At 73.9% G+C, this 14,805-nt stretch carries 12 protein-coding genes and 2 pseudogenes; 3 read left to right on the plus strand and 11 right to left on the minus strand.

Going from position 1 to position 14,805, the window contains the following annotated elements:
• Positions 1 to 184 (plus strand): annotated as a pseudogene (locus AB0P03_RS20320) (2-oxoacid:ferredoxin oxidoreductase subunit beta); the annotation flags it as partial.
• 91 nt (positions 185 to 275) lie between these two features.
• Here AB0P03_RS20320 and AB0P03_RS20325 read toward each other — a convergent pair.
• The 3 genes from AB0P03_RS20325 to AB0P03_RS20335 form a co-directional block, all read right to left on the minus strand.
• Positions 276 to 656, minus strand: a complete 381-nt coding sequence (locus AB0P03_RS20325) for a VOC family protein (protein WP_363630087.1) — start codon at positions 654 to 656, stop codon at positions 276 to 278.
• A 203-nt stretch (positions 657 to 859) separates the two neighbouring features.
• Complete coding sequence (locus AB0P03_RS20330; RefSeq protein WP_363630089.1) at positions 860 to 2,512, minus strand: LCP family protein; 1,653 nt, start codon at positions 2,510 to 2,512, stop codon at positions 860 to 862.
• Complete coding sequence (locus tag AB0P03_RS20335) at positions 2,505 to 2,858, minus strand: DUF6542 domain-containing protein (RefSeq protein WP_363585403.1); 354 nt, start codon at positions 2,856 to 2,858, stop codon at positions 2,505 to 2,507. Before AB0P03_RS20335 ends, AB0P03_RS20330 begins: the two co-directional genes overlap by 8 nt.
• A 499-nt stretch (positions 2,859 to 3,357) precedes the next feature.
• Between AB0P03_RS20335 and AB0P03_RS20340 the strand changes: the two genes are divergently transcribed.
• Positions 3,358 to 4,014, plus strand: coding sequence for a TetR/AcrR family transcriptional regulator (locus AB0P03_RS20340; RefSeq protein WP_363630091.1), 657 nt, complete (start codon positions 3,358 to 3,360; stop codon positions 4,012 to 4,014).
• A 313-nt stretch (positions 4,015 to 4,327) separates the two neighbouring features.
• Here AB0P03_RS20340 and AB0P03_RS20345 read toward each other — a convergent pair whose 3' ends face one another.
• The 4 genes from AB0P03_RS20345 to AB0P03_RS20360 form a co-directional block, all read right to left on the minus strand.
• Positions 4,328 to 4,885, minus strand: a complete 558-nt coding sequence (locus tag AB0P03_RS20345; protein ID WP_363630093.1) for an RICIN domain-containing protein — start codon at positions 4,883 to 4,885, stop codon at positions 4,328 to 4,330.
• A 51-nt stretch (positions 4,886 to 4,936) separates the two neighbouring features.
• The gene (locus tag AB0P03_RS20350) at positions 4,937 to 5,794 is read right to left on the minus strand and encodes a peptidoglycan-binding protein (protein ID WP_363630095.1); all 858 of its coding nucleotides are present in this window, start codon (positions 5,792 to 5,794) and stop codon (positions 4,937 to 4,939) included.
• Between the two features lie 63 nt (positions 5,795 to 5,857).
• Positions 5,858 to 6,757 (minus strand): CAP domain-containing protein, encoded by a 900-nt coding sequence (locus AB0P03_RS20355; protein WP_363630097.1) that lies wholly within the window; start codon positions 6,755 to 6,757, stop codon positions 5,858 to 5,860.
• Positions 6,758 to 6,926: 169 nt separating this feature from the next.
• The gene (locus tag AB0P03_RS20360; RefSeq protein WP_363630099.1) at positions 6,927 to 9,962 is read right to left on the minus strand and encodes a BTAD domain-containing putative transcriptional regulator; all 3,036 of its coding nucleotides are present in this window, start codon (positions 9,960 to 9,962) and stop codon (positions 6,927 to 6,929) included.
• A gap of 131 nt (positions 9,963 to 10,093) precedes the next feature.
• Between AB0P03_RS20360 and AB0P03_RS20365 the strand changes: the two genes are divergently transcribed.
• Entirely contained in the window at positions 10,094 to 11,587 is a 1,494-nt protein-coding gene (locus AB0P03_RS20365; RefSeq protein WP_363585397.1) for a BTAD domain-containing putative transcriptional regulator, read from the plus strand.
• A 25-nt stretch (positions 11,588 to 11,612) separates the two neighbouring features.
• On the opposite strand, the gene AB0P03_RS20370 is transcribed toward AB0P03_RS20365, so the two are convergent.
• The 4 genes and pseudogenes from AB0P03_RS20370 to AB0P03_RS20385 all read right to left on the minus strand — a co-directional run bounded on the left by AB0P03_RS20370 (position 11,613) and on the right by AB0P03_RS20385 (position 14,785).
• A complete protein-coding gene (locus AB0P03_RS20370) occupies positions 11,613 to 12,110 on the minus strand; it encodes a hypothetical protein (RefSeq protein ID WP_363585396.1) in 498 nt (165 codons plus the stop codon).
• Positions 12,111 to 12,300: 190 nt separating this feature from the next.
• Positions 12,301 to 12,816, minus strand: a pseudogene (locus AB0P03_RS20375) (DUF4157 domain-containing protein); the annotation flags it as partial.
• 190 nt (positions 12,817 to 13,006) lie between these two features.
• Positions 13,007 to 13,522: a DUF6879 family protein gene (locus AB0P03_RS20380; RefSeq protein ID WP_363630101.1), complete on the minus strand. Its 516-nt coding sequence runs from the start codon at positions 13,520 to 13,522 to the stop codon at positions 13,007 to 13,009.
• A 78-nt stretch (positions 13,523 to 13,600) separates the two neighbouring features.
• Entirely contained in the window at positions 13,601 to 14,785 is a 1,185-nt protein-coding gene (locus tag AB0P03_RS20385) for a methyltransferase domain-containing protein (RefSeq protein ID WP_363630103.1), read from the minus strand.
• Between the last annotated feature and the right edge of the window lie 20 nt (positions 14,786 to 14,805).

Consider the following 14,805-nt stretch of genomic DNA (forward strand, 5'->3'; position numbering starts at 1 on the left):
CGCGCTCTCCCGGATCGCCGACGCCGACACCCTCCACCACACCCCGATCGGCGTCCTGCGCGACGTCCACCGACCCGTCTACGACGAGCTGATGGCGGGGCAGCTGGCCGCCGCGCAGGCCGATCGCGGGCCGGGCGACCTGGCCGCGCTGCTGGCGGGCGGAGACACCTGGACGGTGGACTGACCGGCCCGGTCCGGTCACGGCGGCGCCCCCTCGGCCGATGGCCGAGGGGGCGCCGCCGTTTCGGGCCTCGGTCACTGCTGGGGGGGGCGGTTTACCGCTCGGCCCACTCGACCAGTTCGATCACGACCCCGTTCGGGTCGGTGACCTGGAACAGCTTCTCGCCCCACGGCTCCTCGCGCAGCGGCAGGGTGATCTCGACCCCTTCGCCGCGCAGCCGCCGCTCCTCGCCGGCGAGGTCCTCGACGACGAACGCCAGGATGACGCCGGTCGCGGTCCGGTCGCGCTGGTCCTCGGGCAGCACCTCCAGGCCGCGTCGCAGGCAGACGACGCCGACCCCGCCGCCGGGGTGCTGGAGCGAGACGAAGCCGTCGGCCGACATCTCCTCGGTGTAGCCGAAGTGCCGCTGGAGGAAGGCGGCGGAGGCGGTGGCGTCCTCGACGGTCAGGGCGAGGGTGGTGGTGGTGATCTGCATGGCGGAGCCCTCTCGTCGGCGCGAGCGCGCGGTTATCCCGTACGCTGTACACTATACATAGTACGGAGAATCACGCGAGGGGTGTCCGCCCTGGGGTCGGACGCGGGGGAAGGGCGTGGGGAAAAGCCGTGGGGAAAAGCCGTGGGGAGGCTCCCTGGTGGGAGCCTCCCCACGGCTCGGTGCGGTGCGTCAGGTGCGGGGTGTCAGTAGACGCAGGGGATGCCGCCGTCGCTCTGGGCGTCGACCGACGGGCCCTGTACGGGCAGGTTGGCCGCCGGGTCGGACGGGGCCCCGGTCGCGCCGCCGCCCGGGGCGGCGGCGCCGGTCTTGTCGTCGGTCGCGCCGGTGAAGCCGGTGCCGAGGGTGACGACCACCCGGTCGGCGGGGGCCGACGCGGACTCCATGGCGGTGACGCCGTAGCGGGCGGCGATCTGGTCGGCCGCCTCCTTGGCGCCCTTGCCGTAGGCCACGGTGGTGGTCTTGGGCTTCGCGGCGGCGCTGCCGGTCTTGCCCGCCTTGAAGCCCATCGCGACCAGGGCCCTGGACTCGGCGGTGGAGGAGACCCCGGCGGCCGTGGAGGCGTTGAAGACGTCCACGGTGGTGGGGGCGGCGGCCTTGGTGGTGGGCGGCGCGGTCGTGGCCGGCCCGGAGGGGGCCGCCGGGGCGGGCGTGTCGCCCGCCGCGTCGGGGGCGGCCGGCGCGGAGTCGGCGTAGCCGAAGATCTGCTTGACGACCTTCTGGAGCTTCGCGGGGGTGACCAGGTTGACGTCCTGGCCGTTGCGGGTGCCGAAGCCGTCGAAGGTCAGGGTGTTGAACTCGACGTTGCCGCCGGTGAGGTTGGGGGCCTGCTGGGCGAAGTCGAGGACGTTCCACTCGTTGTCGATGACCAGGTCCTTCTGCACCACGCCGAACAGCTGCTGCAGCTTGCCGAGGTCGCTGATGACGCCGTCCTGCTTGAGCTTGTGCACGACGGAGGAGATGAAGGCCTGCTGGCGGTGGGTGCGGGCGAAGTCGCCGCTGTTGCCGTCCGGGCCGTCCAGGTTGTGGCGCTGGCGGACGAAGGAGAGCGCCTGGGAGGCGTTGAGCTTGTTGATGCCCTTGTGGAAGTCGGCACCGGAGCCCTGGCCCTCCATGGCCGGGTCCTTGGTGTCGTGGGTGAGGCAGACCTCGATCGGCTCGACGGCCTTGGCGATGTCGTAGAAGCCCATCAGGTTGACTTCGGCTATGTGGTCGACGGGCTGGTCGAGGAACTTCTGCACGGTCTGGATGGTGGCCGCCCGGCCGGCGTCGCGGCCGGCCTTCTCCAGGTCCGCGCCCTTGAGCCCCTTCGCCTGGAGGGCCGGGGTGGCCTTCTCCTTGGCCTCGCCGTAGGCCTCCTTGATCTTGCGCATGCCGGCCTGCTTGCCGTCCCCGGTGTAGGTCATGACGTAGTCGTCACGGGGGATGGAGACGGCCTGCGCCTTGCCGCCGCCGGCGGGGATGTGCAGCAGGATCAGGGAGTTGGTGTTGTAGCCGCCGATGTCGGAGCTGTGGCCGGCGTGCAGTTCGTCCTGGACGAACTCCGGCGGCAGGTCCGTCCCGTCCATGTTCTTGCGGCTGTCGAGGCCGATCAGCAGGATGTTGACGGAGTTGTCGAGGTGCTTGGGCGCGTTCTTCTTGGTCTCGGCGATGGCGTTGGAGGTGGTCATCCCGTCGGTGAGGGACGTCACCTCGTACCAGACCACCCCGCTGGCGCCGAACACCGCCAGGGCGACCGAGCAGGCCAGCGTCCGGCCCGCGATCAGCAGGGGGGAGATGCGGCGGGTCGGGGGCGCGGCGGCGCGGCCCCCGTCCCGGGTCTGCGGGTTCTCAGCCATGGTCCCTCCTCCGGTCCCGGACCAGCCGGACCACGATCACCAGGGCGGCCGCTGCGGCGGCCGCGGCCATCACGGGAAAGTCGTGGACCACCCACTTCGCGGAGCCGGTGGCCAGGTTCTTGCCCCGGTAGGCGTCGCCGTTGGCCAGCAGTTCCGCGCCGGCCGTCACCCCCAGGACCAGCAGCGGAGTGGAGGCGAGGACCCACCACCAGCCATTGCGGCTGCTGAGTGCGGCCGCCAGGCCGGTGCCGAGCACGGCGCCCACCAGGAAGGCCGTCCCCATGCCGGGGCCGGAGAGTTCGTCGATCCCGGCGCCCACCGCCGGCAGCCCCACGGCCAGGGCCACGGGCAGGGCCGCTCCGCCGGGGAAGGGGCGGACGGGGGCCTTGTTCGCCCGCCGACGGGCTCCCTGGTCGGAGGTGCGCCCCGGTGCCCGCCGGTCGGGTGTCCGCCCCGGTGACCGCTGGTCGGCCGTCCGTTGGTCGGTCGTCCGCGCCTGCGTCTCCTGGCCTGGCGTTCGCCCGCGTGCCTCCTGGTTGGACGTCCGTCCTCGCCGCCCCGCCACGCACTCACCCCCGGTGTTCCCGTGCCTTGCGCCCCTGTGGCGCCTGCGCCCGGTCCTCGTGTGATGAGCCGTTGTGCGCTGCCACTTCTGGACGCTGCTGTTCGGCCGGCCGGTTCCCGCGCTCGGCTTCCGTGTTCCGGTCGGGGGCAGGCGTGCTGTTGAATTCCCTCTACACGGGTGTAGAGGTTGTAGGCAGCATAGAGCACCCTTGTTCGATGGCAACCCGGCTCAGGCGGGCTCGGGAGACACTACACCGGGCAGTTTTCGAGAGTCCCGGTAGATGAGGAGTGACGCCGTGGCGGCGACGGGCGGAGCGGGACGGCCGGAGAAGCGCAAGGCGATCACGCGGGCCGCGACGGCGGTGTTCGGGCGCGAGGGATACGTCCGGGCCAGCATGGACGCGATCGCGGCGGAGGCCGGGGTGTCCAAGCGCACGGTCTACAACCACTTCGCCGACAAGGAGACCCTCTTCCTCTCCGTCGCACTCCAGAACTCGGCCGAACTGACCGAGGTCATGCGCGAGTTGATGGACAAGCACCTCGACCGGGTGGTGGACCTGCGCCAGGGCCTCACCGACTTCGCGGTCGAACGGGCCCGGGCCGTCCTCTCGGCCGGGGACCGCGGCGCGCTCGGCCGGGCCATCCGCGCCGAGGTCGCCAACATCCCGGCCGACGTCCTGGAGGCGTGGCTGGAGGCCGGCCCGATCGCCTCGCAGCGCGACCTCGCGCAGCGGTTCGAGGCGATCGCGGACCGAGGCCTGCTGGCCGTCGACGACGCCCCGCAGACCGCCGAGCAGTTCACGCTGCTGACCTTCCACGGCGTCGCCGAGCGCTCGTTCTGGGGCGCCCTGCCGGTGGCGGACGAGGAACTCGCCCGGATCGCGGCGCTCGGTGTCGACGCCTTCCTGCGGATCCACCGGGTGCCTGTGGCGCGGTGACGGCGCGGGTGCCTGCGGCGCGTTGACGGCGGACGCCGGAGCGTGAGACGCCCGCAGCGCGGTGACGGCGGACGCCTGACCGTGACACGCCGTCGGGGAGGGGTTCGGCGGCGTGTCACGGGGCCCACTCGTGGGCGAGCAGGTCGAGGACCGGCTCGCCGACGAACCCCTCCGCCGGCCCAGGGGTGGCTCGGGCGGAGGGTGGTGGGCGCGGACCGGTCCGCCCGCCGGAGTCGGCGAACGGACCGGGGACGGGCCGGGTCCGACGATTCGCGCCCCGGGCGGGAACCGTCGGACCCCTCTCGGGGAGCCGTCAGCCGATCTTCCAGCGCTGGGCCGGGTCGCTGCCGTTGCAGGACGTCACCGAGGTGAGCTGGGCGACGCCGTTGGACTTGAGGCACTGGCCGGTGGCCGCGTTCTGGATCAGGTACCAGCCGCGGTCCTCGCTGGTGCGGATCCACTTCTGGTTGGCCGGCAGCCAGTCGCCGGCCGGGCGGTTGAGGCCGTCCCAGCCGCCGGGGGTGTCCCAGAGCTGGACGGCGCCCGAGCCGGTGTCGAGGTCGACGACCTTGCCGGCCGAGCCGTGCGAGATGGCGGTGGTGCCGTCGCAGTAGCCCCAGAACGACCAGGTCTGCGCGGGGCTCTGGTTGCCCTGGTAGACGCCGATCCGCTGGCCGTTGGTCTCCGTGTTGGCCGGCAGGTCGAGGACGCCGGTGGCGCCGTTGTAGACGGCGGTGACGGTCTGCAGGTTCGGCGCCAGCTCGCAGCCGGCGGCGTGCGCGGCCGGGGCGGTGACCACGGCCGCCCCCGCGACGGCCGCGACGGCGCCGAGCCCGGCGAGGAACCTGCGGGTACGGGTGACGGGTTTCATCGGGTTCTCCTTCTTGGGTGTGGTGGATCCGGGTGTGGTCGAGGTGCGGCGTCAGCCGCGCGGGACCTGGAGGGCGTCCCACTGCTTGGGGCCGGGGACTCCGTCGGCGTCGCTGCCGGAGTCACCCAGCTTGTGCTGCCAGTTGCGGAAGGATTCGAGGTCCGCCCCGGACCACTCGGGGCCGGGGCCCTCGGCGTAGGCGGAGCAGCCCTCGGCGACCAGGCGCTCTCCCATCCGGGTGATGACGTCGCTCTTCTGGCCGTCCTGGAAGAAGTCGGCGCCGGGGAAGGGCTCGTAGCCGCCCTCGCCCCCGCCTCCGTCCCCGCTGCTGTCGGCCTGGGGCCGGGCGCCGCCGTTCGGCTGGTCGGCGGCGGAGGCCTCCTGCCCGAAGTAGACGGCCCCCTGGCGGTCCCGCCACTGCGGGTCGGCGAGGATGACGCCGTCGGCGAAGTCCGGGACGCCGTACCCGTACACCCAACTCGACTTGCGGTCACGGGTCTTGAGGTAGACGCCGTCGCCCTCGGAGCTGCCGTCGTCGTTGGTGTTGCCCTCGACGGTGGTGATGGTGGAGCTGGTGTAGGCGACGCAGATGCCGGTGTGGCTGCCGCCGCCGGGGCCGTAGAACACCTGGCCGCCGATCACCGGGTAGTCGGTGAAGCGGTCGCGGTCCCTGAACCAGGCGACGCCCTCGGCGCAGGAGGCCGTCACCGGGAACAGCCCGGCGTTGCCGGACTGCTGGGCGCACCAGGCGACGAAGGTCGCGCACCAGGCCTCGCCCTGGGACCACTCCAGGCCGGGGACGGCCGGGGAGTACTTCTGGATGTTGTTCCAGTGCGAGCCGCTGCGGCCCTCCTGGTATCCGACCTCGTCTCGGGCGACGCGGATCAGGTCCGCCGCGTTCGAGGACATGAGGGTGGCTCCTTGCTTGCTGTGGCTGCTGTGGCTGCTGTGACGGCTGAGGGGACGGGGAGGTCAGGCCTGGGCGAAGGTCTGGACGTAGCGGCCCCAGTTGCCGCGCTGGCGGGGGGTGTAGCCGATGCCGATGGAGGTGAAGTCGCGGCCCAGGATGTTGTCGCGGTGGTGCGGGCTGTTCATCCACATCTGCATGGCCTCCGCCACGCTGTTGCCCGGGGTGACGTTCTCGGCGGCCGAGCGGAACTGGAAGCCGGCGGCGTGGATGCGGTCCCACGGGTTGCTGCCGTCGGTGCCGTCGTGCTGGGTGAGGTCGTGGGACGCCATGTCGTTGGCGTGCCGCTGGGCGGCGGCGCTCAGGCGGTCGTCGAGCCGCAGCGGCTGGAGGCCGGCCCGGCCGCGCTCCGTGTTGACGGAGGCCAGCATCTCGGTGCGGAAGTCGCCGCCGGGCTGCGGCTGCGGCTGGGGCTGGGGCTGCTGCTGGCCGCCGGCGCTGCCGTTCTGGCCGCCGGCCGGGATGAGCTGCCAGCGCTGCGCCGGGTTGTTGTCGTCCTGCTTGGTGAGGGTGAGCGGGGCGCCGGGGGCGGCCGCGGTGAGGAACAGCTGGCCCTCGTCGCCGCGGACGGTCCGGACCCGGAACCAGTCGTTGTCGATGACGTCCAGCACCCAGCGCTGGTTGGGCTGCCCGTGCTCGTTGAACAGCCAGGTCTGGCCGGTGGAGTAGTTGTAGTCGATGACGACGGCCTGGCCGGGGGCGTGCCTGCCGTTGGTGAGCTGGGTCTCCAGGAGCCAGCTGCCGCCGTCCTTGGCCCAGAAGACCCAGCCCTGGGCGGTGGTGCCGTTGGGGCCCCAGGACTGGACCGGGGTGCCCGGGCTGCTCTGGCTGGAGCGCACGTCGGCGACCGTTCCGTTCGCGGACTTGAGGGTCCAGACCTGGCCGTTCTGCGGGAGCGTGGGCATGAGTGGCGCCTATCTTCGATGGGAGTGGCCCCGGCTCCGCACTGGTGCGGTCCGCGACCTGACGAGAGAGAAGATCGCGGACCGCGGTAGACAAGTGATCAACAAGGGGGGCGGCCCCCGGGCCCAGGGCCTGCCAGGTCTCGTCCGGCCCGCCGAGATCGGCCGGGACCTAGGGCTGCGGCAGGCCGTCCAGCAGGGCCCTGGTCCGCTCGGCGTCCTCGCCGAGTCCGAGCCGCTCGTACACCTCCAGCGCGTCCGCGAGGCAGGCGCGGGCCTGGCGGGGGCGGCCGAGGCCGGTGAGCGCGGTGCCCAGGGTGCGCAGCAGCGCGGCCTCCAGGGCGGCGCTGGTGCGGCGGGCGAGCGGCAGCGCCGCCTCGGCGGCGTCGGCGGCGAGCAGCCAGCGCTCGGCCTCGGCGTGGATCCGGGCGGCGAGGTCGCCCGCCGCCGCCGCGAACACCGTCACCTGGAGGGCGGCGAACTCGTCGCGGGCGCCGGCCGCGTGGGCGAGCGCCGCCTCCGGGTCGCCGCACAGGCGCAGGACCCGGGCCAGGTAGTAGCGGCCGGTGGCAGCGGACACCGGGCCGGAGCCGCTCATCAGGCGGGCGCCGCGCTCGGCGGCGTCCCGGGCCTCGGCCAGCCGGCCGGTCTGGGCGCAGCTGAACGCGAACTCGCCGAGGGCGCTGCCCTCGGAGCGTTCGGCGCCGAGGCGGCGGAACAGGTCGGCGGCGCGGCCGGCGTGTCGGGCGGCGTCGGCGTAGCGGCCGTGGACGCGGGCGTTGCCGCCGAGGGTGAGCAGGGCCTTGGCGAGGACGCGGACCTTCGGGCCGTCGCCGCTGCCCCCGTTGCCGCCGTCGTCGTCCTGGCAGAGCGCGACGGCCTGGCGGATGTCCTGCTCGGACTCGGCGTAGCGGTTGATGTGCCAGAGCATGCCGCCGCGCACGTAGCGGGCGAGGGCGAGCGGGCCGTGGTCGCCGCGGGCGGCGGCCTCGCGGGCGATGCGGTCGGAGAGGTCGGCGATGTCGCGGGTCTGGGTGCGTTCGGCGAGTACGGAGCCCATCCGGTCGGCGAGTTCGGCCGCCCGGTCGAGCGGCAGCGCCGCGTCGGCGCAGCTCAGGGCGATGGCGGAGGCGTGCACGCCGGCCTGTTCGCGCATCCAGCGGACGGCGGCGGGCCCGTCCGTGATCGTCTTGCCGGGGGAGCGGACGGGTGCGTCGAGCAGGCTGAGTTCGACCGGGTCGGCCTTGCGGGCGGCGCGGTCGGCGTTGCGGGCGGTGGCCAGGCAGTAGTCGACCAGCCGGTCGGCGGCGGCGGTGTGTTCGGCGGCGGGCTCCTCGGCGGCGAGCCGGCCGCGGGCGTAGTCGCGGACCAGGTCGTGGAAGCCGTAGCGGCCGAAGCGGGGGGAGTGCAGCAGGTTGAGGTCGACGAGCGCTTCGAGGAGTTCGTCGGTCTCGGCTTCGGTGCGGCCGAGCAGCGCGGCCGCGCAGGGCAGCGGGACGTCCGGGGCGTCGGGCAGGGACAGCAGGCGGAAGGCGCGGGCGAGTTCGGCGTCGAGGCGGTGGTAGGAGAGGGCGAAGGTGGCCTCCACGGTCCGTTCGCCGTCGCTGAGTTCGGCCAGCCGGTGTTCCCGGCGCAGCCCGTCGGCGAGCGCGGCCAGGGTGAGCGCGGGGTCGGCGGCGAGCCGGGAGGCGACGATGCGCACGGCGAGCGGCAGCAGTCCGCAGGCCCGCACGATCTCCTCGGCGGCCCCGGGTTCGGCGTCGACGCGGTCGGCGCCGATGATCCGGGTCAGCAGTTCCAGTGCCTCGGCGGGCGGCAGGGTGTCCAGGCGCATCTGGTGCGCCCCGGCGAGGCCGGCCAGCCGGACGCGGCTGGTGACCAGGACGGCGCAGCCGGACGAGCCGGGCAGCAGTGGTTCGACCTGGCCGAGGGTGGCGGCGTTGTCGAGGACGACGAGGACCCGCCGCCCGGCCAGTGCCGAGCGGTAGAGGGCGGAGCGCTCCCCGGTGTCGAGCGGGATCTCGGCGGCGGCCACGCCGAGGGCGCGCAGGAAGCCGGCGAGCACCGCGCCCGGGTCCAGCGGGGTGCGGTCGGCGCCGCGCAGGTCGGCGAAGAGCCGCCCGTCGGGGAAGCGTCCGTGGGCCTGTCGGGCGACGTGCACAGCGAGTGTGGTCTTGCCGACCCCGCCCATGCCGTCCAGGGCGGAGACCACGACGGCTCGCCCGCCGGCCCCGGCGAGGCGGTCCACCAGGGTCTCGACCTCCTCGGTGCGGCCGGTGAAGTCGGCCAGGCCGTCGGGCAGTTGGTCGGGCGGCTGCCAGGCGGCGGCGGGTTCGGCGCGGACGGAGGCGGAGGCGGCGGGGGCGGGCAGCAGGGACGGGTCCTCGCGCAGGATCCGCAGGTGCAGTGCGGCGGGGCCGTCCTCGGCCGTCGGAGCGGCGGCGGCGGCCGTCGGCGGCCGGCGGGTGTCCTCGTGCCGGGTGGGCCCGTCCCCGCCGGACGGCAGTCGGCGGCGGGCGTCCTCGTACACGGCGAGCGCCTCGGCCTTGCGGCCCGCCTGGTAGAGGGCGCGCATCAGGACGGCGGTCAGCCGGGGCCGTTCGGGGTGTTCCAGGGCGAGTGCGGCGGCCTCGGCCGTCAGACCGGTGTGGTCGCCGATCTCCGCGTCCAGCTCCAGCCGCGTCTCCTTGGCGTGAAGTCGCTGTTCGGCGAGGCGGGAGCGGACGGCCTCGGCGTGCGGCCCCGGCAACCCGGCCAGCGGTTCGCCGACCCACAGCCGCTGCGCGGCCAGCAGGACCTCCCGGACCTCCTGCGGCGGGGCCTGCTCGCCGCGCAGCCGTCCGGCCGTGGCCAGCAGTTCCTCCCAGCGGGCCGCGTCCACCTCCGCGTCCGGCACCCGCAGCGCGTACCCGTCGCCGACCCGCACCAGCGGCATCCGCTGCGGATCCGGCCCGGTGTACGGCTTGAAGGCCGAACGCAGCCGGGAGACGGCCAGCTGGACGGCCTTGCGGGGGTCGGCCGGTGCGGCCCCGCCCCACACCCCCTCCACCAGCACCGGCGTCGCCACCGTCCGTCCGGCGGCGTCCAGCAGCACCGCCAGGACGGCCCGCTGCTGCGGTCGGCCCAGTTCGATCTCCCGCTCCCCGTGCCAGGCGCGCAGTGGTCCCAGCAGTCCGAACCGCAGCCCGGACGCCCCGATGTCAACCATGTCCCGTCCCCGAATGTCGTCCGGTGCCCGGATCACGCCACTTCCGTACGGACGGCGGCGCCCCCTGATCCGGTCACCTATGCTCTGTCACGGATTGTGTACTTGAACTCATGGCTTCGAGGGGTGGGGGCATGGGGCTCGAATTCCGTGTTCTGGGGCCGCTGCGGGCCCGGTGCGACGGCCACGAGATCGATCTCGGTCGGCCGCAGCAGCGGGCCGTGCTGGCCGCCCTGCTGCTTGCCCCGGGCCAGCTCGTGCCCACTGAACGGCTGGTCGAGGGCTTGTGGGGCGAGGATGTCGCCCGTTGGCCCAAGGCCCCGGCCGGCCAGATCGGCACCCACGCGCACCGGCTGCGCCGTGCCCTCGCGGCCCCCGGCCTGCTGGTCGCCACCGCCGGTGGCTACCGGTTGGAGGTCGACCGGGCCGCCGTCGACCTGTTCCGCTACGAGGCCGGGGTGGGTGAGGCCGTCACGCTGCGCTACGACGACCCGGTGCGGGCCCGGGAACTGCTCGCCGGCGCGCTCGCGCTGTGGGAGGGGCGTGCGCTGGACGGCGTGCCCGGCGGTTTCGCCGAACGCGCCCGCGAACGGCTCGCCGCCGGTCACCATGCCGCCGTCAAGGTGCTGCACGACCTGGACCTGGCGCTCGGCCGGCACGCCGAGGCGCTGCCCGCGCTGGACGCGCTCGCCGCCGCACACCCGCGCGACGAGGAGGTGCAGCGCCTCCACCTGCTGGCCCTGCACCGCTGCGGGCGGACGGCCGAGGCGCTGGCCGCCTTCGAGGCGCTGCGCGAACGGCTGGACCGCGAGCTGGGGCTCGAACCGGCACCGGCGGTCGCGGACCTGCACGCCCGCATCCGGAGAGGGGACGCCGAGCTCGCGGCGCCGTCCGCCCCGGTACCGCCGTGCCGGCCCGCCCGGCCCTGCCAGCTGCCGCCGGACATCCCCGACCTGGTCGGGCGGGCGGCCCAGGTGCGGGAGGCCGAGCGGATCCTGCGGTCCGGTGCCGGTGCCGGTGCCGGCGGTGATGTCGACGGCGGTGATGCCGGGGCCTCGCCGGTGCTCGGCCTGTCCGGGCCGGCCGGCAGCGGCACCTCCGCGCTCGCGGTGCACCTGGCGCACACCGTCCAGGACGCCTTCCCGGACGGGCAGCTGTACGCGGCCGGCGGGACGGCGGAGCCGGGAGCGGTGCTGGCCGCCTTCCTGCGGGCCCTGGGGGAGCGGCCCGTCGAGGACGCCGGTGTCGGCGAACTGGGCGTGCGCTACCGGGCCGCGCTCGCCGGACGGCGGGTGCTGGTCGTGCTCGACGGCGTCACCGACCCGGCGCCGCTGCTGCCCGCGGTGGCGGGCTGCGCGGCCGTCGTGGCCGGCGCCGAACCGGGCGCCCTGCCCGCCGACGCGGCCCGGCTGGCCGTGGGCCCGCTGGAGCCGCAGGACGCGTACGAGCTGCTGGCCCGGGTCGTCGGCGCCGAGCGGATCCGCCGGGAGCCGGGCCCGGCCGCCGAGGTCGCCGAGCTCTGCGGCTACCTGCCCGTACTCCTGCGGTCGGTGGCGGCGCGCCTCGCGGCCCGCCCGCAGTGGTCCGTCGCCGACCTGGTCCGCTGGCTCGCCGAACGGGGCGCCTGAGCGGCGCTCCGGGCCGGTGCGGTGGTCAGTAGAGGTCCGAGGACATCGCCCACATGCGGATGTCGTTGGTGGGCGTGGTGACGATGGGGACCTCGCCGTCACCCCAGTAGATGGCGACGCCGCCGAGCCTCTTCACCACCAGCCGGGCGCCCGGGTGCCCGTACGTGCCGGAGGACCAGCAGACGCCCCCGGAGGCGGAGTAGACGACCAGGTTGCCGTCGGACTGCATGACCGCCTTGTACCCGCAGTGGTTCACGTGGGTGCCGGAGTTCCAGACGGCCAGCGGGTTCGGGGTGTTGTACCCGCGGTAGACGACCAGGTTGCCGTCGGACTGCATGATCAGCCGGGAGTTCTCGGAGTCGACGTGCCAGCCCGGGTAGAGCGGCTCGTCGTTCCAGAGCGTGTGGGTCGTCGGGTCGTACGCCGCCTGCGCGGTGCCGGCCCCCAGCATCGTCCCCGTCAGCGCCAGCGCCGTGGCCGCCACCCCGACGGCCATGCGTCGCACTGCCTTCACTGCCTTCATCCCCGGGTACCTCTTTCGTCCATATCGCGCCCGTGAAAGTTCGGGGCGCCCCGTGGGACTGACCATGGGGCAAGGCGGTAGACAAACGATGAACGATCCCGTTGATGGGCGGGGGCGGGACGGCTCAGCCCCGGTGCTCCTCGTCCTCGTGGGTGGCGGCGTGGTCGGCTCGGCGGCCTGCGGCCGGGCCGGACATCACCCGCCGGGCGTTGGCCTCGGCCTCGCGCTCGAAACGGTCGGACGGGTCGCTGACGCTCAGCCCGGAGCCGTTGTCGGAGCCCGCCACGGGGCCCTGCCGCTGCTGGAGCACGTGGGTCAGCTCGTGGGCGAGGGTGTGCCGGTCGCCGCCGCCGTCGCCGATGACGACGTGGTTGCCGGAGGTGTAGGCGCGGGCGCCGATCTCGGCGGCGGAGCTCCGGGCGGCGCTGTCGTCGTGGATCCGGACGTCCGAGAAGTCGGCGCCCAGGCGGGCCTCCATGTCGGCGCGGGTGGCGCCGTCGAGCGAGCGGCCGCCGCTGCGCAGCACGTCGTGGACGGCGGCGGCGGAGCGCTGTACCTGGCCGGCCCGCTGGAGTCGTCGGACGACGGCGGAGTTCCCGACGGACGCCTGGAGGCCGAGCAGCGCGGGTGCTGGTGCGGGCGCGTGCGCGGGTGTCCGGGCGGTCGAGGGGGCGTGCGCCTTGTCGTCGCTGTCGCTGGTCCTCATCGGCGTCCCTTCGGGTCGATGGCCGGTGAGTCCTGGATACCCCGCCCACACCCGGAGCGATAGGGATGGTGGGGGCAGCAACCCTGCCCACCGAGGGCAGCCCCGCCCGCCGGTCGGTCCCCAACGCGCGGGCAGGGCAGGGGTTTTCGCCGTCGAGGGCAGGGCGTGCAGGCGAGGCGGCCATGGTGGATCAGTGAAGCCGGTACTCCTTGTGCGGGACGGCCCGGTCCCACACCGCCTCGAATGCCGACTTCACCAGTTCGACGACGGCCGGCTCGGTGCGCCATTCACGGTCGACGACCTCACCGACACCCGAGAAGTACGTGAACAGCACCGACGACCCGTCGAACAGCCACAGGTCGGTGCCGGGCAACGCGATGTCGGCCGCCTTCCGGCGGGGAAGCCAACGGACCTGTTCGCCCGCCCGGACGTTCGGGAACGTCACGTCGTACTCGTACCGGATGTAGTCGGTGACCGGTTCGGAGACGATCCGGGCGCGCCTCATCACGACACCGCGCGCCGTCGTCTCGGTCACCACGTCCAGGAACGGGCGCCACCAGGACGACCGCTCGGCAGCAGGGTCAAGGCGTTTCCCCTGCTGCCATGCGATGAACTCGGGGTCGCTGGGTTGGTAGGCGTCGCGCATCTCAAGGTGTACGGCGGAAACCTTGGCCGTGGCCAGGCCCTCAAGTACCGGGTTCGTCATCGCTCCTCCTCATCGTCGCGCAGATCTGCTTTGCCGCCCGCTCGTTGGGTTCCAACGAGCGGGCGGGAGGGGCTCGTCCTACGGCACCCGGCTGATGACGGTGGTCGGGCCGTCGAGGAAGACCTGCTGCTCGTCGCCGACGATCCGGAGCCCGAACCGGTCCGGGCCCGGCCGGTCGGCCTTTTCCCACCAGCCGTGGGTCTCCTCGATCTCGTCCCAGAGTCGGCGAGGCCCGTACTGCCAGACCGTGAACCGGTCCTCCTGGCGGCCGTCGTGGTCCACCGCGGCCCACGAGGTGGCGTCCGTGGTGGCCACCCACAGGCGGGTGGCCACCCCCTCGACGTCGGGTTCGTGGTGCCAGGCGGTCCACACGTCGCCGAGTTTCAGGCCGAGTGCGAACCGCACGTCCAGGTCCTCGCCGCACACCTGCCACGGCGACAGCCGGGTGGTGGACTCGTCGGGCTGGTGGTGGTCGCGCACGACGTCCCGGTAGATCCGCAGGTCCGTCCGCTGGGCGCGCATCAGCATGAAAGAGGCGTGCGGGCTGAACTTCCCGTAGGTGTGCTGCTCGTCGACGACGAGCCGGAGCAGGCCGAAGGAGAGCATCGGGCTCTCCCAGGGGGTGACGATCACGCCGCCGGGGGCGGTCTGCTCGATCCACGCCGTAGGCACCCTGCGGACCGAGCAGGTGGAGATGATCCGGTCGTACGGCTGCCGCGAGCCCCAGCCGCCGGCGCCGTCCCCGCAGACGGCCTCCACGGCGAGCCCGGCCGCGTTGAGCGAGGCGCGGGCCTGCCGGGCAACGTCAGGGTCGACCTCGATCGAGGTGACCCGGTCGGCGCCGAGCCGGTGGGCGAGCAGCGCGGCGTTCCAGCCCGTCCCCGTGCCGATCTCCAGGGCGTTCAAGCCCGGCCAGACACCGAGGTCGTCGAGCATCCGCACGACCATGGCGGGCGAGGAGGCGGAGGACGACGCCCAGGCCTCCGCGCCGTCGGCGGGTTCCTCGCCGTCGTTGACCTGTGTGACGACAGGCCCATTGGCGTAGGCGGCCTCGAACCACCGGTCGGGCTCGTCCCGGAGGTCGCAGGGCCGGAGATCCCCGTTCTCGTCGTCCAGCCAGATCCGGTCCGGCAGGAACCGGTGACGAGGGGTCGCCCTGATCGCGTCCTTCCATTCCTGCGGGACGGGCTTGTCGAGTTCTTCGCTGATGGCCAGGAGCAGACCGCGCATGGCGGCCTGCTCCTGGCGGATGTTCTCCGTCACTGGTCCTTCTTTTCGTGCTT

Source organism: Kitasatospora sp. NPDC088779 (assembly GCF_040685395.1).
GTDB lineage: Bacteria > Actinomycetota > Actinomycetes > Streptomycetales > Streptomycetaceae > Kitasatospora.

Coding starts and splice junctions, on each gene's coding strand:
- AB0P03_RS20350 (WP_363630095.1), bottom strand. CDS start 5,794: ATGTCCTCGAACGCGGCGGACCTGATCCGCGTCGCCCGAGACGAGGTC.
- AB0P03_RS20340 (WP_363630091.1), top strand. CDS start 3,358: ATGAGGAGTGACGCCGTGGCGGCGACGGGCGGAGCGGGACGGCCGGAG.
- AB0P03_RS20325 (WP_363630087.1), bottom strand. CDS start 656: ATGCAGATCACCACCACCACCCTCGCCCTGACCGTCGAGGACGCCACC.
- AB0P03_RS20380 (WP_363630101.1), bottom strand. CDS start 13,522: ATGACGAACCCGGTACTTGAGGGCCTGGCCACGGCCAAGGTTTCCGCC.
- AB0P03_RS20330 (WP_363630089.1), bottom strand. CDS start 2,512: ATGGCTGAGAACCCGCAGACCCGGGACGGGGGCCGCGCCGCCGCGCCC.
- AB0P03_RS20370 (WP_363585396.1), bottom strand. CDS start 12,110: ATGAAGGCAGTGAAGGCAGTGCGACGCATGGCCGTCGGGGTGGCGGCC.
- AB0P03_RS20365 (WP_363585397.1), top strand. CDS start 10,094: ATGGGGCTCGAATTCCGTGTTCTGGGGCCGCTGCGGGCCCGGTGCGAC.
- AB0P03_RS20360 (WP_363630099.1), bottom strand. CDS start 9,962: ATGGTTGACATCGGGGCGTCCGGGCTGCGGTTCGGACTGCTGGGACCA.
- AB0P03_RS20345 (WP_363630093.1), bottom strand. CDS start 4,885: ATGAAACCCGTCACCCGTACCCGCAGGTTCCTCGCCGGGCTCGGCGCC.
- AB0P03_RS20355 (WP_363630097.1), bottom strand. CDS start 6,757: ATGCCCACGCTCCCGCAGAACGGCCAGGTCTGGACCCTCAAGTCCGCG.